Consider the following 26,046-nt stretch of genomic DNA (forward strand, 5'->3'; position numbering starts at 1 on the left):
GAGCCAGCATAATGCGGCGCCCTCCGGCTGTGGAAAGCGGGCAGGGGCTGCGGCGATCCCTGAATGCTTTCTCCAGGCTTTAGGGACAACCCGGCCTGCCTGTCGCCTATCGGCCGGGACGGGACGAATGGGGGGAGAGAGATGAATCTTCTCGACGGAATCATCCTTATTCTTCTGGCTGCAGGTGCTCTGAGCGGTTACCGGCGCGGGCTTATCGGCGCAGCAGCCTCTTTCTTGGGGTTCCTGGGAGGGATCTGGCTGGCCGGCCACTATTACATCCCTTTGGCCGGCATCCTGGAGCAGCGCCTTGGTTTGGAGGAGCTCTTCACCCGCATCCTCTTTCCCTTCTGCGCCGGAATCCCCGTCAGCGGTGGGGAGCCTCTTTTGAATCCTGTGCCGGGTGCGGATGTCCCCGGTTTTCCGCCTTCCCTCTGGGAACCGGTGCAGGCGTTGAATCTGGGCATCGGCGGTGTTGCCATCGCCCGCACGCTGGCTGACAGCCTGGTAAAGCTGTTGGCCTTCTTCCTCATCTATGCCCTGGCCTCCTTTACCCTGGGTTCGCTGGCGGGCTTCTTGGGCGGAATCTGCACCAGAATTGCCGGGCTGTTCCTGCTGGGGGGTGTGAACAGATTGGGAGGCCTGGCCTTGGGGCTGGTGACCAGCGCCCTCTTCGTGGCCGTTGCGGTGGGGATGCTGACCCCTTTCATCTTCGGTCTCACCCTGGGCCTACCGGCAGCCGAGGGGCTGCGCCAGGCGCTTCTCAACAACTGGAATGCCTCACTGCTAATACCTTATTTCACCAGAAGCTGGGGAGCGATCGCCTTGGTGCTGGCGCGCCTCTTTCGAATGGTCTAAACTGGCAGGAGGGCAGCCGAAGTGTTTCGCAGGCGGGCGGTGAGTAGTATAATAAGGATAAACCGGCGGGTAATCGCCAACCCCCGGGCCTGCCGGAGGCCGGCGGCTGCGGCGGCGAACCGGGCGTTCGGCTACTCCAGCTCTAAAACCGGTGGGCAAGACCCGGCGTTCCGTCCGGGAAGGAAGGCTTTTTTTAGCGATGAAGGAGCTGCACAATTTTTTGAAGACAATTTTTTGAAGGGGGCAGTCCTCGCCCTGAAAAAGGGGGGAGCACAAGGTGCCGAAAGAGCAAGAAACCATCAGATTGACCCGCTTTGCCCGCTACTCCGGTTGAGCGGCCAAACTGGGGCCGGGTGCCCTGGAGGAAATACTGGCCGGGCTGCCGCGCTTTGAACATCCCGACCTTTTGGTCGGCACTGGGATACCCGATGATGCCGGGGTTTACCGCCTGCGGCCGGATCTCGCCTTGGTGCAGACGGTGGATTTCTTCACACCGGTGGTGGACGACCCCTACTGGTTCGGCCAGGTGGCTGCGGCCAATGCCTTGAGCGACATCTACGCCATGGGGGCAACCCCCTTGACGGCCTTGAACTTGGTTGCCTTTCCCTCCTGCAAGCTGGGCCCGGAAGTGCTCCGCGCCATCCTCAAGGGGGGGTGCGACAAGGTGGCCGAGGCGGGTGCGCTGGTGCTGGGCGGGCATTCCGTTGAGGATGATGAGCCCAAGTACGGGCTGGCGGTGACCGGCGTCGTCCATCCCGCGGAAGTCGTCACCAACAGCGGTGCCTGCCCCGGGGATTTCCTCATCCTTACCAAACCGCTGGGGACGGGGGTGATGGTGACGGCCCTGAAGGGAGGCCTCCTCACTCCCGACGAAGAGAGGAAGCTGGCGGAGGTGATGGCCTTGCTCAACGCCCCCGCCGCAGAAGCCATGCGCCTGGTGGGCGTCCATGCCTGCACCGATATCACGGGATTCGGCCTGCTCGGACACCTGCGGGAAATGGCCGTCAACAGCGGTGTGGATGTGGAAATAGAGCTCGCTTCCCTCCCGCTGCTTCCAAAGGCGAAGAAGTTTGCGGAGGAAGGGCTGATTCCCGGAGGTGCCTACAGAAACAAGGAGTATCTCAAGGACCATGTGGAGATCGGCGGCCGGATCTCTCCTGCCGAGGAGGACCTCCTCTATGACCCGCAGACATCCGGGGGGCTGCTTATCGCCGTCTCCGGAGAAAAGCGGGAGCAGCTGCTTTCCGCTCTGCGGGAAAAAGGGGTTGCTTCCCCTCGTGCCGTCGGACGGGTTACGGGAAGGGGAAAGGGCAGGATTCTGGTGCGGGGGGTTTAAGGCGAGTCTTTTAAAAAAACGAGAGGAGGGAGTTGCCTTGTCGGAGGAAGGTGTGTTTGTGGATGCCCGCGGGCTTTCCTGCCCCCAGCCGGTGATCATGACCAGGAAAGCCCTGGAGTCGGCCGCTGAGGGGAGGGTGACGGCTGTCGTCGATAATGAAGTCGCCAGAGATAACATCGTGAAGATGGCCCGCTCGCTCTCCTGTGAGGTAGACATCGACAGGGCGGGGAGCGATTATTACATCCACATTACCAGGCCGGAGCACTTCTCCACCCGACTGCAGAGACAGGAAACACAACTCTTTGTGTTTTCCTCAGACTGCCTGGGCCGGGGGAGTGAAGAGCTCGGGCGGACCCTGATGAAGAACTTCTTCTATTCCCTGTGCGAGCAGGGAGGATTGGGCAAGGTCCTGATATTCTTAAACGGCGGGGTCAGGCTGACCTGTACCGGGTCACCGGTGCTGGATTATCTCATCGAGCTTCAGCAAGACGGCGCCGCCATTCTCACCTGCGGCACCTGCCTGGACTATTACCAGCTGCGTTCCAGCCTGGGTGTGGGCGAGGTCACTAACATGTACGCCATTGTCGAATACCTTCAGCAATGCCCCCGTGTTGTTTTTCTTTAACAACTGAAGGGGGATGGCTTCGTTGTTCTCAAGAGGGGAGCTCCCCGTTGAAAGGACGCTCTCCTCATATTTTCCCTTATCGTCGCCGGCTTCGCCTCGTGGAGAACGCCGTCCGGTGGTGCCGTGCCGGGAGCGGCAGGCGGCGCTTCGGATGCGCCGGTCAGCTCCCTAAACCCTCAAACAGGAAGGATTCTATTCTATAGACCACCATGCTGCCATCGGCGGCACCAACATAGGAACGAAAAAAGGGTTTATCCTTGTCGGCGCAGCGACCTGACGGAGGTTGTTACTCGCCCTTGACGAAGGAGCAGCAAACGGCAGCCGAATCGAGACAGGATGTCGAGATAGGCGACTCTGCGGCAGGGAAGGCGCATAGGAGCCGGTCGGCTGCTTATCTATCGACGAGTCTTAGGACGAGTTAAACCGAAAGATCCGGGAGCAAGCGCAAGGATAAACCGAAACGTATTTTCAGAGCAGACACCCATGCCGCCTCCGGCGGCACCAACAGAGTATGAAAATACTCGACGGGTCTGCCGGCGAGCGACCTATGGAAGGCCGGGTAACAGGACAGGCGAAGCGAGGATGACAGGTCGGGATGCGAGTACAGACACCTTGCGAGTTTCGATGGAATGGATTTGTAGCGAGGCCAAACGCTGCGATTGGCAGAAACAAATTCGTAACATGTAACGCAGCATCCAGAGCTGTCCCGAAGCGAGCCGTCGTCCTGTCCGGCCTGGAATCGGGAGTCAAGCGGTAGACCGGCAGGATATGCGATCTATTTTCATGACAGAGAAAAAAGCAAGACGGAAAGAGAAAGGTGAAGAGGATGGCACCGATGCGGTTTAGCCTCGGCGATGTCGTGCGCATGAAAAAACAGCATCCCTGCGGGAATGACGAGTGGGAGATCCTGCGGGTGGGGATGGATTTCCGCATCCGCTGCCTGAAGTGTGGGCGCCAGGTGATGATCCCCAGGGCGAAGTTCGAAAGGAGCGTCAAGGCCGTGGTCAGGGAGGCGCTCTCGGATGAAGAGTAGAGCTTAAAGCACACGCCCGGAGGTCTGCGAAGGGCTTTGATCTTCTTGTTCCCGGTTGCTTCTCATGGTATAATCTTTTAGAATTGTCCCTGCCCCTGCGGGGGCCATCAGTCCGAAGGGAGGTGGGAAGTTTGCGGCCTTATGAGATTCTTTTCATCCTCAAGCCGGATCTTGAGGAGGAGGCGACGACTGCCGCCATCGATAGGTTCGCAAACCTGATCCAGCAGAATCAAGGATCTGTCGAGCAGATCAGCCGTTGGGGAAAGAGGCGGTTGGCCTACGAGATCGCGGGCTACCGCGAGGGCTACTACACCCTGATCCTATTCCAGGGTGAACCGGCAACGGCAAAAGAGCTGGATCGGGTGATGCTCCTTACCGATGAAGTGCTGCGCCACATCATAGTCAGGCGCGATGCCGCATAAAAGCTGGCAAGGGGGAGGGGAAGGCATTGTTTCTTAACCGGGTGATCTTGATCGGCCGCAGTACTCGGGAGCCGGAACTGCGGTTTACCGGCTCCGGGACGGCAGTGGCCAATTTTACCCTTGCCGTAGACCGGCCGTTCCTGAATGCCCGTGGTGAGCGGGAAACCGATTTCATCAGGGTTGTGGTCTGGAGAAAGCTCGCTGAGACCTGCGCCAACTACATGGGTAAAGGGCGCCTGGTGGCCGTCGAGGGGCGCCTGCAGGTGCGTTCCTATCAGACGCCGGAAGGGCAGACGCGAACTGCCACGGAGGTTGTAGCTGATACGGTAAGGTTTCTGGATCGTGCCCGTGAGGGAGCTACAGCCGCCGGGCCTACCGGGCCGGAGGCGGCTCCGGAATCCGGAGAAGAGCCCGGCTTCCTGGACGATCCTGTTTTTAACGATGAGGGTTTCGGTATGGAGGAACCGCCGTTTTAATATTCGGATTTCAGGAGGTGTTATCTTGAAGCGCGAGCGCGGGAAGAAGAAAAAAAAGGTCTGCAGCTTCTGCGTGGAGCGTGTGGATACGATAGATTACAAGGATGTCTACAGACTGCGGAAGTACATTACCGAGCGGGGCAAGATCCTGCCGCGGCGGATTTCAGGGAACTGTGCCTATCATCAGCGCCGCTTGACGACGGCAATCAAGCGGGCGCGCAATGTTGCCCTGCTGCCCTTCACTGTGGAATAGTTCGGAACAAAAGAAAAACGGTTTGGTTATAAGAGGGAGTGTGCCGCCCCCTCTTTTGTTTTTCGCCCGGCATGTCTGCTGAGCCGGTGGGTTGAAAGAAACCCCCGAGTTTGTCGGTTGACCCCCGAGTTTGGACGAATCTACCTGGACAAAGGCTACAGCTACATCTTCGCCTCCCGCCTGAAGAGAATAAAGAAAAGCGTCCAAAAAGGACGTCTTCTCACCTGATGGTTATCTGGGAAAAAGATATTGCGCCTGCTGCGCATGAAACAACCGAACAATGTGATTGCTGCTGATGACTTCCATGATCAGGTAATGTAGTGGCAAAATGCGCGCTTTTTAAAAAACTTTTTTAGGTTTCATACGGGTTTGAGCAGGGTCATCTGATAAACTCAGGATTGTCAAGATATGATGGATTAAATTTTCACCCCCTTGGAAGCTAGATATTCCTTGATCTCCTGATGATCCCGGTAGTGTTCCCGGACAAGTTTCAGGTGCTCATTTATCAAGGAGATCCCCCTTTTCAAGAGGCGTGCCATAAGCTCAGGTGGAACACCGAACAAATACAAAATCAGGACTGCTTCGAAGGTTCCGATGTAGTTATCCACCGCCCGTGGTGAGTGATGAGTCATCCGGGCAATGTCTTTAACCGTGTAGCCCTGTAGATGCAGGCCGACGATCACATCCTTGTGTGTCATGCTTCTCCCGGCATCAAGGATAGTCCCCGGGGTGGGCACTACCAGGTTATGTTCCCGCTGCACGCTGCGAATCAATTCCGAGATGCGGGCAGAACTTAACTGGAAGATCCACTGCAGCTCCATCAGAGTCAAGAGGCCGTTCTGGCGGTAGGCCTCGAAGCAGACCCGCACGATACGCCTCTTAAGTTGCTCCAGGAATCCCGGCACGGTGTCCGGCTGCTGCTCAAGCTCCTCGGGCTTCCAGACGGTGATAATCACCGGCGTCAACTGCCTGAAGCGGGTACTGACGTCTTCCGAGAGGCGGGCGCTGACATGGGTCACGATGAGAGGCATCTCGTATGGCTTTAACTCCTTGGTTCGCGGGCAGCAGATGTGGCGCAGGGCGATCACCTCTTCCACCAACTGGCGGGCCACCACCCGCCCGAGCCCGGCCTCCGCCGCCACGAATTCTGTCAGTTCCTTGAGCACCCGCCCTGGTGCCAGCAAATCCGGCGCCTGCAGGCGGTCAGCAGGCAGGACTGGCTGAATTTGTTCAATCATGCAGTCCCAGGATGCCGCATCCGTCTTGCTGTAGGGCTGGATATCCTGGCACAGTTGATCAACATAGCTGGAGGGCCCTTTCTTACGCACCAGCGACCAGGGGTCGATGATGCGCACGAGGTCGCCCCGGCCGCCCTTGGGAAACCCCATGTGGTAACTTTGGAGGCAGCGCTCCAGGATCAGCTGCCTGGCCATGCCGAAGTCCCCGCCGCCGAGGATCGGATCCAGATACTCGGGGCAAAACAGAGGCAGGCGGGCCTGGCTCTGAGCCTTTTGCACGTACAGTTCGAAGGGCTTCACCCGCTCGATGCCCAGGACGGACTCCATCTCTTCCATGCGGCGGTTGATCTCTTCTACCAGGAGCCGGGCGACCAGCGACTCCTTGCCGAAGTCGTACCTGCGGGCCAGGTACTGCACCTGGTAGTTGACGAGAGTTCTTTCCACCAGCGGCCGGTAGAGTTCGCGGCGGTTCATCGCTTGACACCCCGCAGGCTTTTTTTTAGCTCGTCCTCGTGCAGTTCAAAAACTTTACGCAGGTGGTGTAGCCGGAAAGCGTATTCGGGGCCGGAGTATTCCTGAATCAACTCCAGATAAGTATTAATCAACTTAACTGATCGCCCGGTCACCCGCCGGATTAAGGGGACGGTCAGGCCGCGTTCGGACAGCACCAGCACTGCGGCGAATTCCTTGAGATAGTTCTCTATGGCCTCGTAGGAGTGCCCCGTGCGGGCGACGATCTCGGTCTCGGTATGCATCTCCAGATAGAGCTTGATGATCTTTTTGCGGTGAGTGACCCCGCGTCCGATATCGCACTCCATCCCCCTTAAGGGCACCGCCACGGCGGGGTGGGACCGCACCAGGCGGGAGATCGCCTCGGGGTGGATACCCAGCAGGTAGCCCAGGTCGGCATAGGTCAGGTAGCCCCCGGCGTATTTGGCCTGAGTGGCATAGCGCAGAACTTTCCGGAACTTGATATCGCTAAGGCGGTTTAAGTCCCGGTCCACATCCGGCGGCGGCACATCCTCCGGGTCTATTAGGGTAAGGCTCACCGGTACCAGACGGCAGGCCTCCAGGGGCTTGCCGGCCGGCTCGGTGCTGGCTACCGCCCAGTACACCACGTCCCCGTCAGGCCGGCTGTCGGAGAGGGCAGTCAGCATCTCCTCCGCTATTTCTCTCAAAGCCCTGGCCTTGACGGGTGACAGAGCAAAGTCCACCATGAGTTCATTCATGAAAGATGCCCAATCCCCGAAGGAAGGGGGTACGCCCGGCTCTTCCAAAAGGGGAAGCAGGGTCTTCTCCGGGACTACATGTACGATGGCCGCCCAGGCCTCCTCCTCGGGATCGCCCTGCTTAAACCTACCCTTTAGGATCGAGCGGGCAACGTGGGAAAAGCGGGACCACAGCTGCCGGAACGCTTCCCGGGATAGAGCAGCCGTTCGTCTGACTTCCGACAGGGACTCTCCATCCAGGTATCTGGCCAGCGCCCAGGCAGAGCGCAACATGCCACCACGCTCCCGGTCGACCCTGGGGAGACCGGCTACCGGTACCCACATTCCTTCCCGGCGCAGTCCCGCCAGGCGGCTCCTGAGGGAGGTGGGCGTGATGTTACAGAGCACGGTCAGCTGTTTGGCGCTCAAGAGGGCATCCTGGCGGTAGGCCTCCTCGATCAAGCGGAGGATGCGGCCAGCCTGCATGGTGGACAGCCCGAACTCCAGCTCCAGGTCTAAATCTTCAATGTCGTAGGGGGTGAGCCTGATCTTTTTCAGTGCTTTATGCTTTCGAGAAAAGGCATCCCGTCCGGACACGGCGTCAGACAGGATCTGATTCGGGCCCCGTATCCCCGGCTGATTGGAAATCCACCTGGAGGTCCGGTACCCCAGCAACCGGGCCTCGGTCTCGCTCATGCCGAGTTCCTCGATAAAACGAACGGCGAGCAGGCTCTCCAGAGTCTTCTTGCGGGCTGATGCCACCTGGTATTTCAGGCGTTGACGGTATTCCTTGGCTCTTCCCACCAGTTTGCCTCCTTAACCCTTTCTGAACCCCGGCCGCAGTCTAAACCTGCGGCAGGATCCCATACCTGGGAGTATTGGAGGATTCTTGATCTCATCTATTACTTCCTGCATCCGTTTCAGTTTCTGCATGTCCCGGAGGATATCTTGGATCTGCCTATAACGGTCTTCATCATAGCGTCCGAGTGATGAAATTACTCGTTGTCTGGGATACCCTCCGCTAACATAGTAGTTGTGAGCTATCTGCATGTAACGGAGATCTCTGACTCTTACAATGCGTATGAACATGGATCTTTTAATCCATCATATATCGGTTGAAGAAGTGTTTGTCAACAAAGCCAAGTTGTTCCTTTAAAGCGTACTGAAGGACTTGAGAGAAGTTTATTCCTTCTTTTTCGGCTGCGTCATTGAGCCACTTGGGTATAGTTAATGTTTTCTTGATCGCCCGATTTTGTGTCTCGTCACGAATAGGTTCTGTACGAGCCTGGATTAGGGTTACGAAGGCGCCAGGGCTTGCATCTTCCGGTAATTTTACTTCCACAGGGTTGGAAGGAACCGGAATTTCATCGCCGTCCTCCTCCATGCCATACAAGTGGAGAGCCATGGCTTCGGCAGCCATCTTTAATGCTTCGTCCAGAGTATCGCCTTCCGTTACACAACCGGGAAGGTCGGGAAACGTAACAGTGTACCCGCCATGTTCGTTGGGATCAAAAATCGCAGGATAAACGTATTTAGGCATCTATGCAAACCTCCTTTCTGCCGGGGCTTACTTAAGGAGCCCGGCCTGCTTAAGTATTGACTTGAATGTTTTTGGTGCTAGAGATTTTCTTGGGTGAGGGACGGTTACTTTGCCAGGTTTTGTTGGGTGTTTGAACTGATGATGACTTCCCGCGACCCCCACCAAGTACCAACCGTCCTCTTCAAGCAATTTGATTATTTCGCGGGAAGACAAGCTTTCATGATTGTCGCCTCTTCTTTCTGGTTCTATTATAGCACGTATAAAAAATACGTTTCAGTAAGAAATACAAGAAAAGGACCCTTATGGCTCAACAACTGGATGATGTTAATTTGAAGATCAACAACCATGGCCTGAATAACTTTTGTAATCAGTTGCCTGCCGTATGGCAGAAGTGGCAATGCCGGCGATGAGCAGAGTACGGGTGGATGGCTGTCTGCTGCCGGCATCAGGTGTTGTCCGGCCAAAAAAAGCCGACCGCCGGCCGGAAGACCGGTTTCTGCCTCAATTTGCGGAATATTCTCCTTGCGGCGGAACAAAAATACCAGCGAAAGACTGTTTCTCTGAAGCAGGAATCGAATGCTCGGGTGCCGAAGTTCTTAAGCCAAAATGAAAGCGGGGGATTGTGTGGAATCGAGTTTATACAAAAATTACAAGCGAAAGTTTTTCGTCGGTTTGGGGATTCTGCTGGCCTTGACCTGCCTGGCTCTGGCCAGATACAACATGTTGCTGGGGATATTCGGTTTTATCGTCACCCTGACGGGGATGTATGCCTTCTCCTATATGGACCGGCAGGAGGAAGCCGCCCGCGAGCGGGAGATCAAGGAGGAGGCGCTTTCTCTGGTAAGTGCAGAGGCTCCGGAGGAGAGTCCTGCCGCAGCCGCCATCAGCCTTGCCTTTCTGCAGGTCGACGATTACGATGAGGTCTTCCACAGCCTGCCCGATGAGCAGCGGCCGCTGCTGGTGGCCGCGGTTGACAAGTTTCTGCGGGAATGGGCGGCATCGCTCGGGGCCTACCTGCACAAGACCGGGAGGGACAGCTATACCCTCCTGTTGCCGCTTCAGGAGCTGGAAGCCCTGGAGCAGAAGGAGTTTTCCCTTTTGGATGAGGTGCGCAAGATCAACGTGGGGGACCATCCCCCTGTGACTTTGAGCATCGGTGCGGCCAGGGGTGTCGATGCGGGGAACCCCGCCCGGTTGGGGCAGCTTGCCAGGCAGGCCCTGAACCTCGCCATAGAGCGTGGGGGCGACCAGGCGGTCGTCAAAAGCCCGGAGCATACCTGGTTCTACGGGGGGCGCACCGAGGCGGTCGGCAAGCGCAGCCAGGTGCGGGCGCGGGTTACCGCCGCCGAACTCGACCGCCTCCTCAAGACGGCGAAAAATGTGGTGCTCATGGGACATGTGGGGATGGATTTCGACGCCCTGGGGGCGGCCCTGGGGCTGGCGGAGATCGCCGGCCATTACGGAAAACCCGCCAAAATTGTGATCGACAGGCAGGGGGGAGCTGTGGAGAGGCTCTTTTCCCTCGTTGCCGGGCACAACCCCGAGCTCCTCTGTGAAAAGGAGGATGCCGTTGAGCTTACGTCGCCTCAGACCCTGTTGGTCTTGGTGGACGTGCACCGCCCGCAGATGGTTATCTCACCGAAGCTTTTAAGCCGCGCCGGCTCGATCGTCGTCATTGACCACCACCGGAGAGGGGAGGAGTTCCCGGAACATGTTAAACTTTCCTACATAGTTCCGGCGGCCTCCTCCACCTGTGAACTGGTCGGGGAGCTGGCCCACTACTTCCCCGAGGAGATTCACTTTTCCTCGCTGGCTGCCACGGCCATGCTGGCCGGGCTGGTGGTGGACACCAAGAGGTTCACCTTCGGCACCAGCTCCCGCACCTTCCGGGTAGCGGCCTGGCTGCGGGAGGCAGGGGCTGCCCCTGCGGTGATCAGGGAGCTCTTTACCGATACCCTGGAGGTCATGCTCTACCGGGCGAGGATTTTGCAGAGCGTTGAGATCGTCGGGGGGAAATACGCTGTAGCCGGAAATGACGAGCCCTTTGCCGGAGCGCAGGTGGCGGCATCGCGCGCCGCCGACAATCTGCTGGAGATCGCCGGCGTTACCGCCTCTTTTGTGCTCTATCCGGTCGAGGGCGGGATGAGGATCAGCGCCCGCTCCACCGGAGCGGTCAACGTTCACCGGGTTATGGAAAAACTGGGGGGCGGTGGGCACTTCACTGTGGCGGCGGCCTTCCTGCCGGACGTCGGGATGGAGGAGGCGCGCCGCAGGCTCTTGAATATCTTGCATGCGGAGCTGGAGGAAGGGCGGTGAAATCCATGAAGGTTATCTTGCGGGAAGACGTTAAGAATCTGGGGAAAAAGGGGGATATCGTCGAAGTATCGGAGGGGCACGGTCGCAACTACCTGATCCCTCGCGGCCTGGCGGTTCCGGTTACCCGGGGGGTGCTGAAGGAAGCCTCTCTGATCGCCGACGGCCGCGCCAAAAAGGAAGAGCGCCTCTTGAAGAACGCCCGGGAGCTGGCCTCCCGGCTTGATGGGATGACCGTAACCCTGCCCGCCCGTGCCGGTGAGGGTGGGAAGCTCTACGGAGCGGTGACGAGCCGGGATATCGCCGCCGCCCTGGAGCGCCTTCTCGGCCGGAAGGTGGACAAGAAGAAGATCGAGCTTCCCGAACCCATCAAGGCCCTGGGAGTTTTCCCGGTGCAGATCCGGCTGCACCCGGGTGTTCAGGTGGAAATACGGGTCAACGTAGTTGCTGCTGATTCCTGAAAATTCCGTTTGTCGCAGGAGAGGGGATAGGAGATGCCAGGGGGATGCAAAGAGAAGAATTCTGCCTGGGAAGAGGAGAAGAAAGCCGGTCGACGGGGGTTCAAAAGGAGCGAGATCAAGGGGCGGGTCGCTGCTCTCTACCAGATACTGGCGGACGTCTACGGTTCGGAAAGGCTTATTCTCAGGGCCAGCAAGCTGGGAGTTCTCAAGGCCATGCGCTCCAACATGGTGGGGGAGCAGGTGCTGGCCCTTCAGAAGCTCATCCAGGGGGATCCCACCATCAGCCGGGCACCCCTGATGAAGGATATACCGGAGATCCTGGATGATCTTGAGGATACCCTTGCCCAGATGATGGCCCGGCGGGTTGTCGAGGAAGACCTGGAGAGGAAGATTGCCGAGAAACTCCAGGAGCGGCAGGATCAGTACCTGAACGAGATGCGGGAGCAGCTGCTCAAGGAGAAAGGAACGCCGGAGAACGCCGCTACCCTAAAAAAGCTGGCCGTCCTGGAAAAAAAGAAGCAGGTGCATCTGAACGAATCGATCGGTGCTGTGCTGCGGCCGCGCACCCCGGAGGAGATCATCGGGCAGGAGCGCGCCTTAAAAGCCTTGATCGCCAAGCTGGCCGCCCCTTACCCTCAGCACATCCTGCTCTACGGCCCCCCGGGCGTAGGGAAGACCTCTGCCGCCCGCATCGCCCTGGAGCACGTCAAGTCTCGGGGAGACAGCATCTTCCAGCCCGATGCTCCCTTTGTCGAGGTGGACGGGACCACCCTGCGCTGGGACCCCCGGGACGTCACCAACCCCCTCATCGGTTCGGTGCACGATCCCATTTATCAGGGGGCGCGGCGTGAGCTGGCGGAGAGCGGGGTCCCCGAGCCGAAGCCCGGTCTGGTTACCGAGGCCCACGGGGGGATTCTGTTTATCGACGAGATCGGGGACGTCGATCCGATTCTCCAAAACAAGCTGTTAAAGGTGATGGAGGACAAGAGGGTCTACTTCGATTCTTCTTATTACGAACCGAACGACCCCAACATCCCGGAATACATCAAGAAGCTCTTTGAAGAAGGAGCGCCCGCGGACTTCGTTCTCATCGGGGCGACCACCCGCTCCCCGGAGGAGATCAGCCCTGCCTTCCGCTCCCGGTGTGCCGAGATCTTCTTTGACTGCTTAACACCAGAGGACGTCCAGAAGGTTTTACACCAGGCTGCCCGCAAGCTGGAGGTGGCTCTCGAACCGGGGGTTGCCGAATCCATCAGCGATTATACCGTAGATGCCCGCAAGGCGACCAACGTCCTGGTGGATGCCTATGCCGTCGCCCGCTATCGCAGGGGCGGCACCGGCAAGCGTATCCTGGTGACCATGGAGGACCTGCAGGAGGTTCTCCAGGTGAGCAGGATGACACCCCATGTCACCACCCATGCCGCTGCCTGTGGGGAGATCGGGAGGGTGTTCGGCCTGGCTGTCTCAGGTTTCCTGGGGACGATCATCGAGATCGAGGCCGTTGCCTTCCCGGCGCGGGACTCCCGGCGCGGCATCGTCCGCTTCAATGACGCTGCGGGGACGATGGCCAAGGACTCGGTCTTTAACGCCTTGGCCGTCTACCGGAAGTTGACCGGGAAGGATGCCGCCGACTACGACATCCACGTCAACATTGTCGGTGGGGGCAGGGTGGACGGCCCTTCCGCCGGAGCCGCCATTTTTCTCGCCATTTACAGCGCCATCGAAGGGGTTCCCCTGCGCCAGGATGTGGCGGTGACCGGAGAGCTTTCCATCCAGGGTCGGGTTAAGGCAGTAGGCGGCATTTCCGAGAAGATTTACGGCGCCCGCCAGATCGGGGCGCGCAAGGTTATCGCTCCCGCCGAGAACACAAGGGATCTGCCGGGGGAACTCTGGGGGATCACCGTTGTCGGTGTCCGGAACATCGACGAGGCCCTTCCCCATGTTCTGTTTTCCGGTGAACGCCCGGAGGGTGCCTGATGGAGCTCTTAAACCGCATTCCTCCCCACAACCTGGAGGCGGAACAGGCCGTTCTGGGAGCCCTGCTCATCGCGCCGGAGAGCCTGGCGACGGTGGCGGAGATATTGAGACCGGAGGACTTCTACGGAGAGGGGCACCGCGCCATCTACCTCACCCTTAAGGAGATGGCCGAGGCCGGCCGGCCCATCGACCTGTTGACCGTAACCGAGGAACTGCAGGGGAAGGGGCTGCTGGAACAGGTCGGGGGGGCGACCTATCTGGCCACCCTGGCCGGGGCGGTTCCCACCGCCGTTCACGTGGAGTACTACGCCGGGATTGTGGCGGAAAAGGGGCTTCTGCGCTCCATCATCGAGGCCTGTACCCGGATCGCCTCCCAGGGGTATGAGGAGGGAGCCGAGAGCGAGTCTCTCCTGGACGAAGCGGAACGGATGCTCCTCAGCCTGGGGGAAAGGCGCCAGAGCAGGAGCTACCGCTCCATCAGGGAGCTGCTGGTGGAAACGCTGGAAAAGATCGAGCAGCTTTACCAGAGGAAGGGGAGTGTGACCGGTTTGCCCACCGGCTTTACGGAGCTCGACCGGATTACCTCCGGACTGCAGCCCAGCGACCTCATCCTGCTGGCCGCCCGCCCGTCCATGGGAAAAACCTCTTTGGGGCTCAACATTGCCCAGAATGTTGCCGTCAAATCCGGCGTACCGGTGGGGATCTTCAGCCTGGAAATGTCCGGGGATCAGGTGGTGCAGCGGCTTCTCTGCTCCGAGGCCCTGGTGGACCAGCAGCGCCTGCGCACCGGGTTCCTCCAGGAAGACGACTGGCCGCGGCTGCTGAAAGCCGCCACCAGGCTGGCGGAGGCGCCCATCTTCATCGACGACACCCCGGCCATAACCCTGCTGGAACTGCGCAGCAAGGCCCGCCGCCTGAAGCTCGAACACGGTATCGGCCTGTTGGTGGTCGACTACCTGCAGCTCATTCAGTCCGGGAGGCGGATGGAGAACCGCGTCCAGGAGATCTCCGAGATCTCCCGGCAGCTCAAGTCTCTCGCCCGGGAGCTGGACGTTCCGGTGCTGGCCCTCTCCCAGCTCAGCCGCGCCGTGGAGCAGCGGGGGGGTGACCGCAGGCCTCTGCTCTCCGACCTGCGGGAGAGCGGGAGCCTGGAGCAGGACTCCGATGTGGTCATGTTCATCTACCGCGATGATTATTACAACGAGGATTCCGAAGAAAAGGGGGTTGCCGACATCATCATCGCCAAGCAGCGCAACGGCCCGGTCGGCACCGTCAAGCTGGCCTTCCTCAAGGAGTTCACCAAGTTCGTCAACCTGGAGAGGGAGGAACCCCCCGCTTTCGGTGGGGAGAGGGATTACGGGATTGAGCCCGAGGAGGATTGAGCCGCCGGGCGCCGGGGGTTTTGTGAGAATCCTTGCCGGCCACTACCCCCCTGGTGTTAAACTGAGGGTAGAAACGGTGCAAAGTGTAAAAGGCGGGCGCCGAGGACTTCCAGGTGTACGAGCTGGAGAAACAAAACGAAAGTAGGGGGTGGGAACTTGGACATCCAATCGCTATGCCAAAAATTATCGCCGGTTTTTGAATCTTACGGGGTTTCGTGCTGCTATCTTTTTGGTTCGCGCGCCGGGGAAAATTATTATCATGATAGCGACATCGACCTGGCAGTAGTATTTGATAACTATTCCCCCGAAAAACATAACCTGAATCTGGAAATAGAAATCCAGGATACGGTATCAGAAATTTTAGCGCCGCTGGAAGTGGATCTTCTGTTTTTACAAAAGGCTCCCATCTACCTGAGGTTTACCGTTATTAAAAACGGCAAAGTCATTTATTGTTCGAATGAAGATTTCCGTACCGATTTTGAGGATATAACGATAAGAGATTACCTGGACTTTAAACCCGTTCTGGACATGTATTACCGGGAAATGGCAGAGGAGTTAATAGAAAAAAACGGCGGGAGGATTTGAAGCTTGATTAATAAAGACTTGATTCGCAACCGCATCGACCTTATCAACCGCTCGATAGCCAGGCTGAAAAGAATGGCGGCTCTGTCCAGGGAGCAATTTTTGGCTGATCCCGATAACTTTGCCATTGCGGAACATCACCTGCGCCGGGCACTGCAAAGCCTGTTTGATGCCGGCAGACACATCATCGCCAAGCAGGGACTGGGGCATCCGGTTGATTACCGGTCGATCATTTTGACCCTGGGCAGGGAAAAAATTATCCCCCCGCAATTCGCGGAAAGGATCAAAGGCATGGCCGGATATCGCAACCGCCTGGTGCACGGTTATGCGGAAGTAACGCCGGAAGAGATGTATAACGTCATTCAAGAGAGACTCGATGATTTTGAAGAGTTCTGTTTCCACATTTTAAAATACACAGCCAACACCTAGACCCCGCCGGGCGTCCCGATCCTGCCGGGAAGGCTAGGATTTCCGCTCGTATTGAAAGCCCCTGACCAGGACGATGGGGGTGCCGGCGTCGGCTGAGCCGGCGACCAGGTCGGCCAGTGTGCCGATGATGCTGGTGAGGCTTCTGGGAGTGGTGCCAAGCTCTTCCTTTGTCGTTTTCCCCTGTCTGTTCTTCAGGTACTCGAGGATCTCTTCTTTGGTGTAACCCTGTTTGTACAGGGTATCGACGACGAGTTTCAGTTTAGCTCCCTTGCGCAGTCCGGCCTCTTTCAGGCCGCTGCTTACCCCGATGGCCGGATGGGGATCGGCCAGTTCGTAGATCCCCGTGTCGGGGTCCTTGTAGGCGCCGTCTCCGAAGATCAGGACCTCTACCTCTTTGCCGGTCACGGCCCGGATCTTGTCTTTGATCTTCTCCGCAGTACCGTTGGGGTCTTCCGGCAGTAGCTTTAAAATACCCCCCTCAAAGTCGGAGACGTTGGAGCCGATCACTCCCCAGGGTGGGGGGCCTACCTCCTGGATGGTGATTACCGGAACCAGCGCCCCAAAGGAAAGGAACAGCTCCCGCAGTTTTTCCCGCTCGTGAACCGCCCCGATGCAAACGCCGTCGATGTAGCCCAGATTGTAGATCTTGAAGGGGTTGTTGGTGAAGATGATCTCCCCGCTCGCTCCCCCCTCTGCGATCATGCTGAGGTAGAGCTTCCGGTAATCCACCTCGGTTATCGGGTGGGTGAAGCTGTTGTTCCCCAGCTCGCCGGAGAAGATCACCTCCGGTTCATGGTAGCTGGGGAGCAGGGCGGAGAAGTCCAGAGTTTCGGGCTCGACCTTGCCTTGCTCCAGATACTCGTCGGCATCCACGATGCTCAGCCTGTGGTGCTCCAGAGCGACGGCGATCGCCAGGGCGCACTCTGCTTCAGGGACGTCCTGCCGGATGCCTGTGGCCTTGCGGGCGGCCTTTTGCAGATCGGCAAAGGTCACTTCGGCCACGGCGATCCTCCCGTCCGGCATCCTCACCGTGAGGTCGGCGATGCCCTTTCCCGTAATCTTGCGGATGCTGAGAATCTGGTAGCCGATCTCCTGCAGCTTCAGGGCGGCGATGATCTCCCTGATCAAAACGTTGAGCATGGGGGTGTTCCCTCTGGCTTCGTACAGGCTCTGCAGGGTCTTTTTCAGCTTCAGGCGCGTCGAGGCGAACTCCTCATCGATCACCTGGTTGCCGACCTCGTCGAAGGGAATGGGGAACTGGACGATCACCTTCCCCCCTCTGGTTGCCATGGCGATGGCCTTCAAAATCAGTGCAAACCGGTTGCGGCTGGCGATCGGGCTGATCATGGCGACGGTGCTGCCCGGTTTCAAGTTCAGCTTCTGGCGGATGTCCTCGGCCAGCTCGGTGCAGCTGACGTAGCGGTTCTGCGACCTGGCGACGACCGCTTCGGTTACGCAGACGATGTCCCCGTCGGCTGCTATCTCCCTGACAGCCTCGGCAGTGATCGAGGCAATGTCGTCATTGGGCACGATCAATCCGATTTTCAATCCTATGGCTGCTACACCGGTGTTTGCCGGCAGAACTAATTTTTCCATCGTTTTTATCCCTTTACATTAGTTTTGTTGGAAGTTCCACAGAAAGCATTATAACACTCTTTAAAACGAGAAATAAAGGGGTGGGGGGCGTCCAGTTTATGAAACATCAGGCCCGCTTCCGCTCGGCATGGTACTCCTTTTGGAGGTGCTCCGCCCAGAGGGTGTCGGCGACCCGCGCCCACTTTTCGGCTGCCGGAGCCGTTTTCGCACAGAGCGTCTCCACATCCTCCGGTGCCTTCATATCGGTGGACTGCGCCCCCGATTCCTTGACCATAGAGATCAAGGCCTCGGGATTGTCCAGCAGAGGACAGGGGCGCAGGTGGTTCTGGTTGAAGGGCTGGTTTCTCCGGTAGGCCATGAAGAGCGGAGAACGCAGCGCCTCCAGCAGCGAAACCTCGTGGATGTTGACGTTGGAGTAGTGGACGAAGGCGCAGGGCTCCACATCCCCCGCCGAGTTGATGTGCAGGTAGCGGCGCCCCCCGGCGATGCACCCGTTGGTAAACTCGCCGTCGTTCCAGAAATCCATGATGAAGATGGGCTTGGTTTGACGGATTTCCCGGACGCGCCGGTACATGTAAGCCCGCTGTTCGGGGGTGGCGAGCAGATCGGTAACGGCGTCTTTGCCAACGGGGATGTAGGTGAAATTCCAGGAAAAGCGGCACCCGTGCGCAATCATCTCATCGACGAATTCATCTGAGCCCACACTTTCCGTGTTGTAGCGGTGATAACAGGTTGAATAGCCGAAGAGAAGCTTGTGGCGGCGCATGCGTTCCATGGCCTCAATGACCTTCTTGTAGGTGCCTTTGCCGCGGCGCATGTCTGTGGCTTCCTCATCCCCTTCGATGGAAAACGCCAGGGCGAAGTTGCCCACGCGCAGCAGCTCCTCGCAGAACTCATCGTCTACCAGGGTTCCGTTGGTGAAGGCGGAAAAATAGCAGTCCTGATGCTCTTCGCAGAGGCGGATGATGTCCCGCTTGCGCAGCAGGGGTTCGCCGCCGGAGAAGATGTAGAAGTAGATGCCCATTTCCTTCCCCTGACGGCAGATAGAGTCCAAATCTTCGTAGGAGAGGCTGCTTTTGTTTCCGTACTGGGCGGCCCAGCATCCGGTGCAGGAGAGGTTGCAGGCGCTGGTGGGGTCCATCAGGATTGCCCAGGGAACGTTGCAGTCGTAGCGGGCCTCCACCGCCCTGGCGCGGGCTGCCCCGTCGAGATAGCTGTTGATGAAGAAGTTTTCTACAAGCTTTACCAGAACCTTCCTGTCGACCTCCCGCAGCAGGTCCTCTACAAAGCGGCGCCAGAGACTGTTTTCATCCAGAAGGATATCCCGCACCGCGCGAATCTGAGGGGTGTGCAGATGCCCTCTGTCCAGTTTTTCGGCCAGATTGAAGGCCTTGGGCAGCTTTTTCAGGGAGTCGTTAACCAGATAACGCACCAGCAGGTGAACCGCAGCTTTTTGAAGTTTGTTCATCATGCTCCCTCCTTGGTAAATATTGAAGAGGAATCTACGACAAGGGGGTTTCCCCATTGGTGCACGGCCACAGCAGAAGCCACCTGTTAACTAACCGGTAGGTTAAAAACCTGCAACAAAGGGCGACAGGGCTTGCCATTAAAATTAAACACCCGTTGGAGGGCTTCTGAGCAAGATCTCTTTGTTGGAAACCAGTGATGCGACGAGAATCTCGAAGGAACGCAGGAAAGCGCTGCGCAGCTCTTGATCGTTCAACAAACTGATCTCTTTGATGTCATCGTAATAAGCGGCAAAGCAGACGAGAGGGAAAAGTGAAAAAAATACCTGGAACAAGATCATGTCGTGGGAATAGCTGAAATCGCTGTCGGCGTCGGAGATGGTTCTGAAGATAGAATTGTCATTGCTGCTTTTAGTCAAATCCACGAGTCTGAACAGAGCATTTTGATGTTTGCCGTTTTTCAGCGACTCGAGCATCAGAATGCGGATGATGGCTTTATTCTCAAGAGCATAATCGAGCAGCCTCTCGTAATAGATGTGAACATTTTGCAGAAAGCATTCTCTTGCTTCCTCATTGGCAAAGCGCAGGCGGTCAGGCTCGATATCCAAGTGCCCCTCTTTGATCATTTTGATAATGCTTACCTGAATAAAGTTCATAGTGATTGTGGTGACACTATCGAAAAGTGAATGCACTAAATAATCCAAAATATCCTCTTTGTTTTTAAAGTAATAATAAATCAGCGCTTTGTTTACGTTTGCGGCGCGGGCAATTTCATTGACACGGGTGGCGTCAAAACCTTTCTCCGAGAATAACTGTATAGAGGCATTAACAATTCTTTCTCTTGTCTCATTATTGCCGTTGTTTTCCTTTTCCAAAGAAATCATCCCTTAACTAACCGGTTGTTTAACAACATTATAATTTTTTTTGTCCTGTTAGTAAACCCCAGGGAAGTAGTGTGGATTCGAATGCTCCAACTCCCGCACATTTCCCGGCCAATTATATAAATCAAAGTGCCTACCGCCGGAAGAAGTTCGAGTTCTAGTTCTGCCTTTAGAGATAGCAGCCCCCCCTTTTTTGATACCCCTTCTCACTATGAGGAGGGGTATTGTGTGAATGGCCGTCGTTGACACCCGCGGTGCCTTCTGCTAAGATGTAATTGCTTTGAAACAGGTTTTTTCAACGGCTTTACGCTTTTGCGATTTTGCCCGGTAAAAGGGGGATGCGCGTTTTTGTCGAAGTACGACTGCATCATCGTGGGCGCCGGCCCTGCTGGCATTTTCTGTGCTCTGGAGCTGGTGCGGAGCAATACCGGCATGAAGATCCTGATGCTGGAGAAGGGGCGTGATCTCCCGGAAAGGGTCTGTCCATCCCGGGAGAAGAAAGCCCCTTGTTTTGGTTGCAACTCCTGTGCCGTCGTCTCCGGATGGGGCGGCGCCGGCGCCTTCAGCGACGGCAAGTTGGCTTTATCCACAGATGTGGGGGGGATGCTCGGGGAGTATCTGGACCGGCGCTCCTTTGAAGAGGGCATTAAGTATGTCCACGACATCTACCTGGAGTTCGGTGCCCCGGAGAAGATCTACGGCCTGGAAAGGCAGGAGGAAATCGAGCTTCTGCAGAAGCGCGCCGCCCTGGCGGGCTTGAGGCTGGTTCCTGCTCCGGTAAGGCACATGGGAACGGGGCGAACCCAGAAGATTCTCCAGAGGATGCAGGATTACCTGAAGGAGAAGGGTGTCACCGTCAAGACCAGGTCTCCGGTAGCCTCCATCCTGGTGGAAAGCGGGGCGGCCGCCGGTGTGGTTACCGAAGAAGGGGAGGAGATAGCCGCCCGTTATGTGGTCTGCGCGCCCGGGCGCCACGGGGCGGAATGGCTGGTCAAGGAGGCCCTGCGCCTGGGGCTGGAGACGACCATCAACCCGGTGGACATCGGACTGCGGGTGGAACTGCCGGCCGCGGTGCTGGAGCCGCTCACCGATATCACCTATGAGGCTAAATTCCTCTTCACCTCCCCCACCTTCGAGGACAGGGTACGCACCTTCTGCATGAACCCGTACGGAGAAGTGGTAATGGAGAACACCGACGGGATCATTACGGTTAACGGGCATACCCACGCCGAGTACAAAACCGAGAACACCAACTTTGCTCTGCTGGTCAGCAAGACTTTCACAGAGCCCTTTAAAGAGCCGATCGCTTACGGGAAGTACATCGCCAGCCTGGCCAATATGCTGGGAGGTGGGGTGATCGTCCAGAGGCTGGGCGACCTCATGCAGGGCCGCCGATCCACTGCCGAGCGCCTTGCCAAGGGGATGGTCGTTCCCACCCTCCAGGAGGCGACGCCGGGGGATCTCTCCCTGGTGCTTCCCTATCGCCACTTTCTGGCCATCATCGAGATGCTCCAGGCAATGGACCAGGTGGCGCCCGGTGTCTACTCCCGCCATACCCTGCTCTACGGAGTGGAGGTCAAATTCTACTCCTCCCGCCTCAAGGTCAGTGGAGATTTGGAAACGGGACTGCCCAAACTCTTTGTTGCCGGAGATGGTGCCGGGATTACCCGGGGTCTGTCGCAGGCCTCACTGAGCGGTGTCGTTGCCGGTCGGGCGATCGCCAGGCGTGTTGCCGGGGAGCTGTAGCTTATCTAAGGGAGGAATGTAACAGCTCCAAGAAACTGAACTATTCTTGACTATACTTGACTATATTGTTACCATAGAATTATGGAACTATTATCCATTGGAGAAGCAGCGAAGAGATTAGGCGTACACCCGAACAGGCTCCGGGCGTGGGAGAAACAGGGATTGATCAAATCTATACGGCTTCCCAGCGGCCAGCGGAGGTACCCGGCGGAGGAAATCAACCGCATTTTAGGGACGGGGGGGATAAAAGCGGAGCAAGACGCGGTTGTCCTCTACGCCCGGGTGTCCACGAAGAAGCAGGCCGACGCAGGAAATTTGGAGCGGCAGATGGAAAGGCTGCGGGCCTACGCACAAGAAAAAGGCTACCGGATCGTGGGAGAGCATTTAGATGTGGCTTCGGGTTTAAACCAGAACCGCAGGGGCCTAGAACGGGTGCTGAAAATGGCCGAGCGGGGCGAGTTCAAGAAGCTACTCATCGAGTACCCCGACCGGCTGGCGCGGTTTGGATACGCCTATCTGGAGCGGCATTTGAAGCACTGCGGCGTAGAAATAGAAGTCACGTCACAAAGAGAGCCGGTGGACGCCCACACGGAACTGGTGCAGGACCTTTTGACCATCGTGACTTCTTTTTCGGCCCGGCTGTACGGAGCCAGGGGCGGCAGGAAGGTCCGGCAGGGTTTTCGGGAGCTGATTGAGGATGCGGAAAAGGCACAAAAGGGAGAAGTTTAGCGTGACGGTGTGCGGGGAGTTCTTCCCGGAGAGCTATCCCGCTTTCCGGTCTCCCAGGCGGTCCCGCGGGGAGGAAGACCCCCTCGAGACCGAGCTGCGCCTCTTCTGTGCCTGCATGCGCTGGGCTTTCTGCCGGCTTTTGGAGGGCGCTTCCCGCGACGAGGTCAAGAGGAAAGGCCAGGAGCTCTTCGGCCTCAACTCGCGGTACGTAGACGACGCCAGGCTGAAGGCGCAGGCTGTGCTGGACTCCCAGAAGGAGCTTCTGGAGCTGGAGATTGAGGAGACGGAAAAGAAGCTGGGCCGGGCGAGAAAAAAGCTCGGCCTGGCTATGAAGAAGCCGGCGAAGGCAGAAGAAAAAGGTGCCCCTCCAGAAGTTATTGAAAAGCTTCACCTTACGGTCAAGGGGCGGAACAGCCGGGTAGCGTCTTTAGAGAAGAAGCTGGCCGAACTGGAGGCCCACCGGGAAAACGGCACCATACCCAAGGTCGTCTTCGGCGGCAGGAAGCTGTGGAAGAGGGTCTGCAAGGGCCGGGCTTCACGCGAAGAGTGGCGGGCTGCCCGCAGAAACCGAATCTTTTCCCGGGGAGACGAGACCAAGGGCGGCAACCCGAACGTTAAGGTGACCTACAGAGAGGGGGAGTTCCGCCTCGCGGTGACCATCTCCCACCTCTCGGAGAGAACGGGCGAAGACGCCCTCGGCCGCCCCAAGATGAGCCGCGCTCCCAGGGTGGAGGGCAGGCTCTGGCTGCCCGAAAAACACAGAGATTTGGTGCGGATATGGCTAGCCGTGGGGCTGCCCTACACAGCAGAGCTCATACGCACCTTGGAAGGCCGCTATACAGTGCATCTGACGTTTGACCTCGGCGGGATACCGGAGCCCGACTTCAGCCGGGGCTGTCTTGCCCTGGACACCAATCCTGACGGAGTAACCTTGTGCAACGTAAGCGCTTCAGGCTATCCGGAGCCCTGGCCGGAAGGCTTCAGCATTCCCTACCCGAGCAACTTAGGGAAGTACGAAGGGGAGTTCCAGATCATTCCTTACCCGAACGGCTTCCTCTACATCAGGATACCCGAACTGGCCTACGCTTCCGGCTTCCGGCGTGACTACCTAGCAGGCGTCTTAGCCAAAGCAGTGGTGGACACAGCCCTCTCTTTGGGCAAGCCCATTGCCTTGGAGGATTTGGACTTCGGCAGAGACAGGCTGGGAACAAACAAGAAGTTCAACCGCATGGCTTCCAACTTCCCCTTTGCGAAGATGGTGGAAGCTGTATGCCGGAGGGCGGCCAAAGAGGGGTTATCTTTCAAGCTCGTGCCAGCCCGGCACACGTCCACCATAGGTTACTGGAAGTACGCCGAGCGCAATGCCGTTCCCGTGCACTGCGCGGCGGCACTGAGCATAGGCCGCCGGGCGATGGGCTTCAAGGAACGGGTGACGGAAGAGCTAAAACAAAGACTGGCCCAAATCAAGCGGGGCCTGGCCCAACAGGTCAGCCCTGATAGACCGAGGGAAGGAGAAGGGATGACCCGCAGGGTTAAGGCTATCCTCGAGCGGCTGGACGAGGAAATTCCTCTACACAACGGTCTCACTTTGAAGCGGCAGGAGGCGTTTTACTCCGTCTGGCACGACCTCAGGGAACTGGCCCTAACCTTGCGGTGACCCCGTTTAGCCGGTGTCGGACAAACCGGTAGGCGTCCTAACAGGACGCGGGAGGCGGGCTTGTCCCCCGCCGGGAGGCCAACACAATCCGTGCGGAAGCCGCGAGCTTCCCCGCCGCTAGGCGACCCGTGCCGATTGTGCCCTCCCGGCGCAGCACTCCCGTCCGGGTGGGACTCCCGGGCCGAGGCCCCCCTGTCGCCCTGCACCTCGGGGGCAAATCAAGTATCCGAAAGGAGGCGAAAGCCTGGTCTGGGGGCCGGCTTGGCTGGAAATAAAAACAGTCATGTTTTTTGAACCAGGAAAAAGAATGTCTGGGGTTGTCATCGTCGGAGCGCAGTGGGGAGACGAGGGCAAGGGAAAGGTAACCGACTATCTGGCGTCCAGGGCGGATGTCGTCGTGCGCTACCAGGGGGGGAGCAACGCCGGCCATACCGTTGTCAAAGACGGGCAGGAGTACCGCCTCCACCTGGTGCCGTCGGGCATCCTTTACCCGGATAAAGTATGCGTGATCGGCAACGGCCTGGTCGTCGATCCGGTAGGGCTGTGCGAGGAGCTGGATGGCCTTCAAAGGCGGGGGTTGCCTCTCGCCCGCCTTTATGTCAGCGACCGGGCGCACATCCTGCTTCCCTGTCACATCAGGCTGGATGAAGCGGAGGAGCAAAATCGGGATAACGGCAGAATAGGGACTACCGGGCGCGGCATCGGTCCTGCTTACACCGACAAGGTGGCCCGCATCGGGCTGCGGGCCGGGGAACTGATGGAGCCGGGATGGGAGGATCAGGTTGTCGCCCTTGTAGAGAAAAAGAACCGTGTTCTGAAGAAGCTTTACGGGATGGATGGGTTTCCACCCCAGGCGGTTGTGGAAAAGCTCCGCCCCTCTGTGGAGAGACTGCGACCCCTTATTACCGATACCTCCCTTTTGCTGAACAGCGCCCTGAAAGAGGGGAAGAACGTCCTTTTCGAGGGTGCCCAGGGGACGCTCCTCGACCTTGACCACGGCACTTACCCCTATGTGACCTCTTCCAGCCCAACGGCAGGCGGTGCCTGCACCGGCAGCGGTGTGGGGCCGACGGCCATCGATGCCGTTTACGGGGTCTGCAAGGCCTATCTGACCAGGGTTGGAGAGGGGCCCTTCCCAACGGAACTCCACGGGGAAACCTGCCGGCAGATCCGGGACAGAGGGAAAGAGTACGGCACGACGACGGGGCGCCCCCGCCGCTGCGGCTGGCTGGATCTGGTGATGCTCCGCTATACCGCCCGGGTCAACGGCCTCACCGGCCTCCTTATCACCAGGCTGGACGTGCTCGATGAGCAGCCGCGGCTTCTGCTGTGCACGGGATACCGCTACCGTGGGGAGCTGCTCGAGGGATTTCCCGCCAGCCTGCGGGTTCTCCGGGAGTGCGAGCCCGTCTACGAGGAGATGGAAGGGTGGCAGCAGGACACCTCAGGAGCGAGACGGCTGGATGACCTGCCCCCGGCAGCCCGGCGTTACCTCGACCGGATCTCCGAAATTGTGGATGTCCCCGTGGCCATGGTTTCGGTGGGGCCCCAGCGGGAGCAGACCATCGTCGTCGAAGAGATCTTCCCCGGCTCTTGATTGCCCGGCGTGTCCGGCCGTCTGCAATTGCTAAAACGACCCCCTCAAAGTGCAAGATGCCGGACGAAGCGGGGCCACAACAGGCCGGTCTCAACTCTTGGCGGCAACAGGATGCCTGCCGGATAATTCACTTTAAGGTAAATATTTGCTGAATAAGGGGAGGGGTGGCAGCCTTTCGGAATTGCCGACCCGGGAGGGGCTTCTCCGCTCCAGCGGGTCTTCTGGACGGCTCCGCCGGCAGCGA

At 58.2% G+C, this 26,046-nt stretch carries 25 protein-coding genes; 17 read left to right on the forward strand and 8 right to left on the reverse strand.

The window, feature by feature from the left end; all coding sequences use genetic code 11:
- Positions 1-141: 141 nt before the first annotated feature.
- The 7 genes from TPH_RS00335 (at position 142) to rpsR (ending at position 5,000) form a co-directional block, all read left to right on the forward strand.
- On the forward strand, positions 142-855 hold the full coding sequence (locus tag TPH_RS00335) for a CvpA family protein (RefSeq protein ID WP_015049234.1): 714 nt from the start codon (positions 142-144) through the stop codon (positions 853-855).
- 277 nt (positions 856-1,132) lie between these two features.
- Positions 1,133-2,191 carry a selenide, water dikinase SelD gene (gene selD, locus TPH_RS00345; protein ID WP_081578540.1) on the forward strand — a complete coding sequence of 353 codons (1,059 nt, stop codon included), beginning with the start codon at positions 1,133-1,135 and terminating at the stop codon, positions 2,189-2,191.
- Between the two features lie 37 nt (positions 2,192-2,228).
- Positions 2,229-2,816, forward strand: coding sequence for a sulfurtransferase-like selenium metabolism protein YedF (yedF, locus tag TPH_RS00350; RefSeq protein WP_015049237.1), 588 nt, complete (start codon positions 2,229-2,231; stop codon positions 2,814-2,816).
- An 835-nt stretch (positions 2,817-3,651) separates the two neighbouring features.
- Positions 3,652-3,849: a DUF951 domain-containing protein gene (locus TPH_RS00355; RefSeq protein WP_015049238.1), complete on the forward strand. Its 198-nt coding sequence runs from the start codon at positions 3,652-3,654 to the stop codon at positions 3,847-3,849.
- A gap of 122 nt (positions 3,850-3,971) precedes the next feature.
- Positions 3,972-4,271: a 30S ribosomal protein S6 gene (gene rpsF / locus TPH_RS00360; RefSeq protein WP_456243256.1), complete on the forward strand. Its 300-nt coding sequence runs from the start codon at positions 3,972-3,974 to the stop codon at positions 4,269-4,271.
- 26 nt (positions 4,272-4,297) lie between these two features.
- The gene (locus tag TPH_RS00365) at positions 4,298-4,747 is read left to right on the forward strand and encodes a single-stranded DNA-binding protein (protein WP_015049240.1); all 450 of its coding nucleotides are present in this window, start codon (positions 4,298-4,300) and stop codon (positions 4,745-4,747) included.
- Between the two features lie 25 nt (positions 4,748-4,772).
- Entirely contained in the window at positions 4,773-5,000 is a 228-nt protein-coding gene (rpsR, locus tag TPH_RS00370; RefSeq protein ID WP_015049241.1) for a 30S ribosomal protein S18, read from the forward strand.
- 416 nt (positions 5,001-5,416) lie between these two features.
- Here the strand turns inward: rpsR and TPH_RS15590 are convergent, their stop codons facing one another.
- The 5 genes from TPH_RS15590 to TPH_RS14965 all read right to left on the reverse strand — a co-directional run bounded on the left by TPH_RS15590 (position 5,417) and on the right by TPH_RS14965 (position 9,522).
- Positions 5,417-6,712 (reverse strand): DUF1670 domain-containing protein, encoded by a 1,296-nt coding sequence (locus tag TPH_RS15590; RefSeq protein ID WP_015049242.1) that lies wholly within the window; start codon positions 6,710-6,712, stop codon positions 5,417-5,419.
- A complete protein-coding gene (locus tag TPH_RS00380) occupies positions 6,709-8,250 on the reverse strand; it encodes a DUF1670 domain-containing protein (protein WP_015049243.1) in 1,542 nt (513 codons plus the stop codon). The genes TPH_RS15590 and TPH_RS00380 overlap by 4 nt, the downstream gene beginning before the upstream one ends.
- A gap of 292 nt (positions 8,251-8,542) precedes the next feature.
- Positions 8,543-8,986, reverse strand: a complete 444-nt coding sequence (locus TPH_RS00385) for a type II toxin-antitoxin system HicB family antitoxin (RefSeq protein WP_015049245.1) — start codon at positions 8,984-8,986, stop codon at positions 8,543-8,545.
- A gap of 27 nt (positions 8,987-9,013) precedes the next feature.
- Positions 9,014-9,199, reverse strand: coding sequence for a type II toxin-antitoxin system HicA family toxin (locus TPH_RS14510; RefSeq protein WP_081578541.1), 186 nt, complete (start codon positions 9,197-9,199; stop codon positions 9,014-9,016).
- A 35-nt stretch (positions 9,200-9,234) separates the two neighbouring features.
- A complete protein-coding gene (locus TPH_RS14965) occupies positions 9,235-9,522 on the reverse strand; it encodes a hypothetical protein (protein ID WP_148275800.1) in 288 nt (95 codons plus the stop codon).
- 88 nt (positions 9,523-9,610) lie between these two features.
- Between TPH_RS14965 and TPH_RS00395 the strand changes: the two genes are divergently transcribed.
- From TPH_RS00395 to hepT, 6 genes are all read left to right on the forward strand, one after another.
- Positions 9,611-11,302, forward strand: coding sequence for a GGDEF domain-containing protein (locus tag TPH_RS00395; RefSeq protein ID WP_015049246.1), 1,692 nt, complete (start codon positions 9,611-9,613; stop codon positions 11,300-11,302).
- 5 nt (positions 11,303-11,307) lie between these two features.
- Complete coding sequence (gene rplI / locus TPH_RS00400; protein ID WP_028991215.1) at positions 11,308-11,760, forward strand: 50S ribosomal protein L9; 453 nt, start codon at positions 11,308-11,310, stop codon at positions 11,758-11,760.
- 33 nt (positions 11,761-11,793) lie between these two features.
- The gene (lonC, locus tag TPH_RS00405) at positions 11,794-13,737 is read left to right on the forward strand and encodes a Lon family ATP-dependent protease (protein WP_015049248.1); all 1,944 of its coding nucleotides are present in this window, start codon (positions 11,794-11,796) and stop codon (positions 13,735-13,737) included.
- The gene (gene dnaB, locus TPH_RS00410; protein ID WP_015049249.1) at positions 13,737-15,119 is read left to right on the forward strand and encodes a replicative DNA helicase; all 1,383 of its coding nucleotides are present in this window, start codon (positions 13,737-13,739) and stop codon (positions 15,117-15,119) included. Before lonC ends, dnaB begins: the two co-directional genes overlap by 1 nt.
- Before the next feature lie 156 nt (positions 15,120-15,275).
- Positions 15,276-15,704, forward strand: a complete 429-nt coding sequence (mntA, locus tag TPH_RS00415) for a type VII toxin-antitoxin system MntA family adenylyltransferase antitoxin (protein ID WP_015049250.1) — start codon at positions 15,276-15,278, stop codon at positions 15,702-15,704.
- Positions 15,705-15,707: 3 nt separating this feature from the next.
- Positions 15,708-16,130 (forward strand): type VII toxin-antitoxin system HepT family RNase toxin, encoded by a 423-nt coding sequence (hepT, locus tag TPH_RS00420; protein ID WP_015049251.1) that lies wholly within the window; start codon positions 15,708-15,710, stop codon positions 16,128-16,130.
- 33 nt (positions 16,131-16,163) lie between these two features.
- On the opposite strand, the gene TPH_RS00425 is transcribed toward hepT, so the two are convergent.
- From TPH_RS00425 to TPH_RS00435, 3 genes are all read right to left on the reverse strand, one after another.
- Positions 16,164-17,726, reverse strand: a complete 1,563-nt coding sequence (locus TPH_RS00425; protein ID WP_015049252.1) for a coenzyme F420-0:L-glutamate ligase — start codon at positions 17,724-17,726, stop codon at positions 16,164-16,166.
- Between the two features lie 106 nt (positions 17,727-17,832).
- Positions 17,833-19,194, reverse strand: coding sequence for a radical SAM protein (locus TPH_RS00430; protein WP_015049253.1), 1,362 nt, complete (start codon positions 19,192-19,194; stop codon positions 17,833-17,835).
- Positions 19,195-19,338: 144 nt separating this feature from the next.
- On the reverse strand, positions 19,339-20,076 hold the full coding sequence (locus TPH_RS00435) for a TetR/AcrR family transcriptional regulator (RefSeq protein WP_015049254.1): 738 nt from the start codon (positions 20,074-20,076) through the stop codon (positions 19,339-19,341).
- A gap of 345 nt (positions 20,077-20,421) precedes the next feature.
- Between TPH_RS00435 and TPH_RS00440 the strand changes: the two genes are divergently transcribed.
- The 4 genes from TPH_RS00440 to TPH_RS00455 all read left to right on the forward strand — a co-directional run bounded on the left by TPH_RS00440 (position 20,422) and on the right by TPH_RS00455 (position 25,802).
- Positions 20,422-21,819 carry an NAD(P)/FAD-dependent oxidoreductase gene (locus TPH_RS00440; RefSeq protein ID WP_015049255.1) on the forward strand — a complete coding sequence of 466 codons (1,398 nt, stop codon included), beginning with the start codon at positions 20,422-20,424 and terminating at the stop codon, positions 21,817-21,819.
- A gap of 81 nt (positions 21,820-21,900) precedes the next feature.
- Positions 21,901-22,548 (forward strand): IS607 family transposase, encoded by a 648-nt coding sequence (locus TPH_RS00445; protein WP_015049256.1) that lies wholly within the window; start codon positions 21,901-21,903, stop codon positions 22,546-22,548.
- A complete protein-coding gene (locus TPH_RS00450) occupies positions 22,517-24,205 on the forward strand; it encodes an IS200/IS605 family element transposase accessory protein TnpB (protein WP_015049257.1) in 1,689 nt (562 codons plus the stop codon). Before TPH_RS00445 ends, TPH_RS00450 begins: the two co-directional genes overlap by 32 nt.
- Before the next feature lie 307 nt (positions 24,206-24,512).
- Entirely contained in the window at positions 24,513-25,802 is a 1,290-nt protein-coding gene (locus TPH_RS00455; protein ID WP_015049258.1) for an adenylosuccinate synthase, read from the forward strand.
- Positions 25,803-26,046: the final 244 nt, after the last annotated feature.

This window comes from Thermacetogenium phaeum DSM 12270 (genome assembly GCF_000305935.1).
Lineage (GTDB): Bacteria > Bacillota > DSM-12270 > Thermacetogeniales > Thermacetogeniaceae > Thermacetogenium > Thermacetogenium phaeum.

Excerpts from the sequence above, each read along its gene's own strand:
- TPH_RS00425 (WP_015049252.1), bottom strand. The coding sequence starts at position 17,726 with ATGGAAAAATTAGTTCTGCCGGCAAACACCGGTGTAGCAGCCATAGGA.
- TPH_RS00385 (WP_015049245.1), bottom strand. The coding sequence starts at position 8,986 with ATGCCTAAATACGTTTATCCTGCGATTTTTGATCCCAACGAACATGGC.
- TPH_RS00455 (WP_015049258.1), top strand. The coding sequence starts at position 24,513 with ATGTCTGGGGTTGTCATCGTCGGAGCGCAGTGGGGAGACGAGGGCAAG.
- TPH_RS00450 (WP_015049257.1), top strand. The coding sequence starts at position 22,517 with ATGCGGAAAAGGCACAAAAGGGAGAAGTTTAGCGTGACGGTGTGCGGG.
- TPH_RS15590 (WP_015049242.1), bottom strand. The coding sequence starts at position 6,712 with ATGAACCGCCGCGAACTCTACCGGCCGCTGGTGGAAAGAACTCTCGTC.
- TPH_RS00335 (WP_015049234.1), top strand. The coding sequence starts at position 142 with ATGAATCTTCTCGACGGAATCATCCTTATTCTTCTGGCTGCAGGTGCT.
- TPH_RS00435 (WP_015049254.1), bottom strand. The coding sequence starts at position 20,076 with ATGATTTCTTTGGAAAAGGAAAACAACGGCAATAATGAGACAAGAGAA.
- TPH_RS00445 (WP_015049256.1), top strand. The coding sequence starts at position 21,901 with ATGGAACTATTATCCATTGGAGAAGCAGCGAAGAGATTAGGCGTACAC.
- dnaB (WP_015049249.1), top strand. The coding sequence starts at position 13,737 with ATGGAGCTCTTAAACCGCATTCCTCCCCACAACCTGGAGGCGGAACAG.
- rplI (WP_028991215.1), top strand. The coding sequence starts at position 11,308 with ATGAAGGTTATCTTGCGGGAAGACGTTAAGAATCTGGGGAAAAAGGGG.
- lonC (WP_015049248.1), top strand. The coding sequence starts at position 11,794 with ATGCCAGGGGGATGCAAAGAGAAGAATTCTGCCTGGGAAGAGGAGAAG.
- TPH_RS00430 (WP_015049253.1), bottom strand. The coding sequence starts at position 19,194 with ATGAACAAACTTCAAAAAGCTGCGGTTCACCTGCTGGTGCGTTATCTG.
- TPH_RS00355 (WP_015049238.1), top strand. The coding sequence starts at position 3,652 with ATGCGGTTTAGCCTCGGCGATGTCGTGCGCATGAAAAAACAGCATCCC.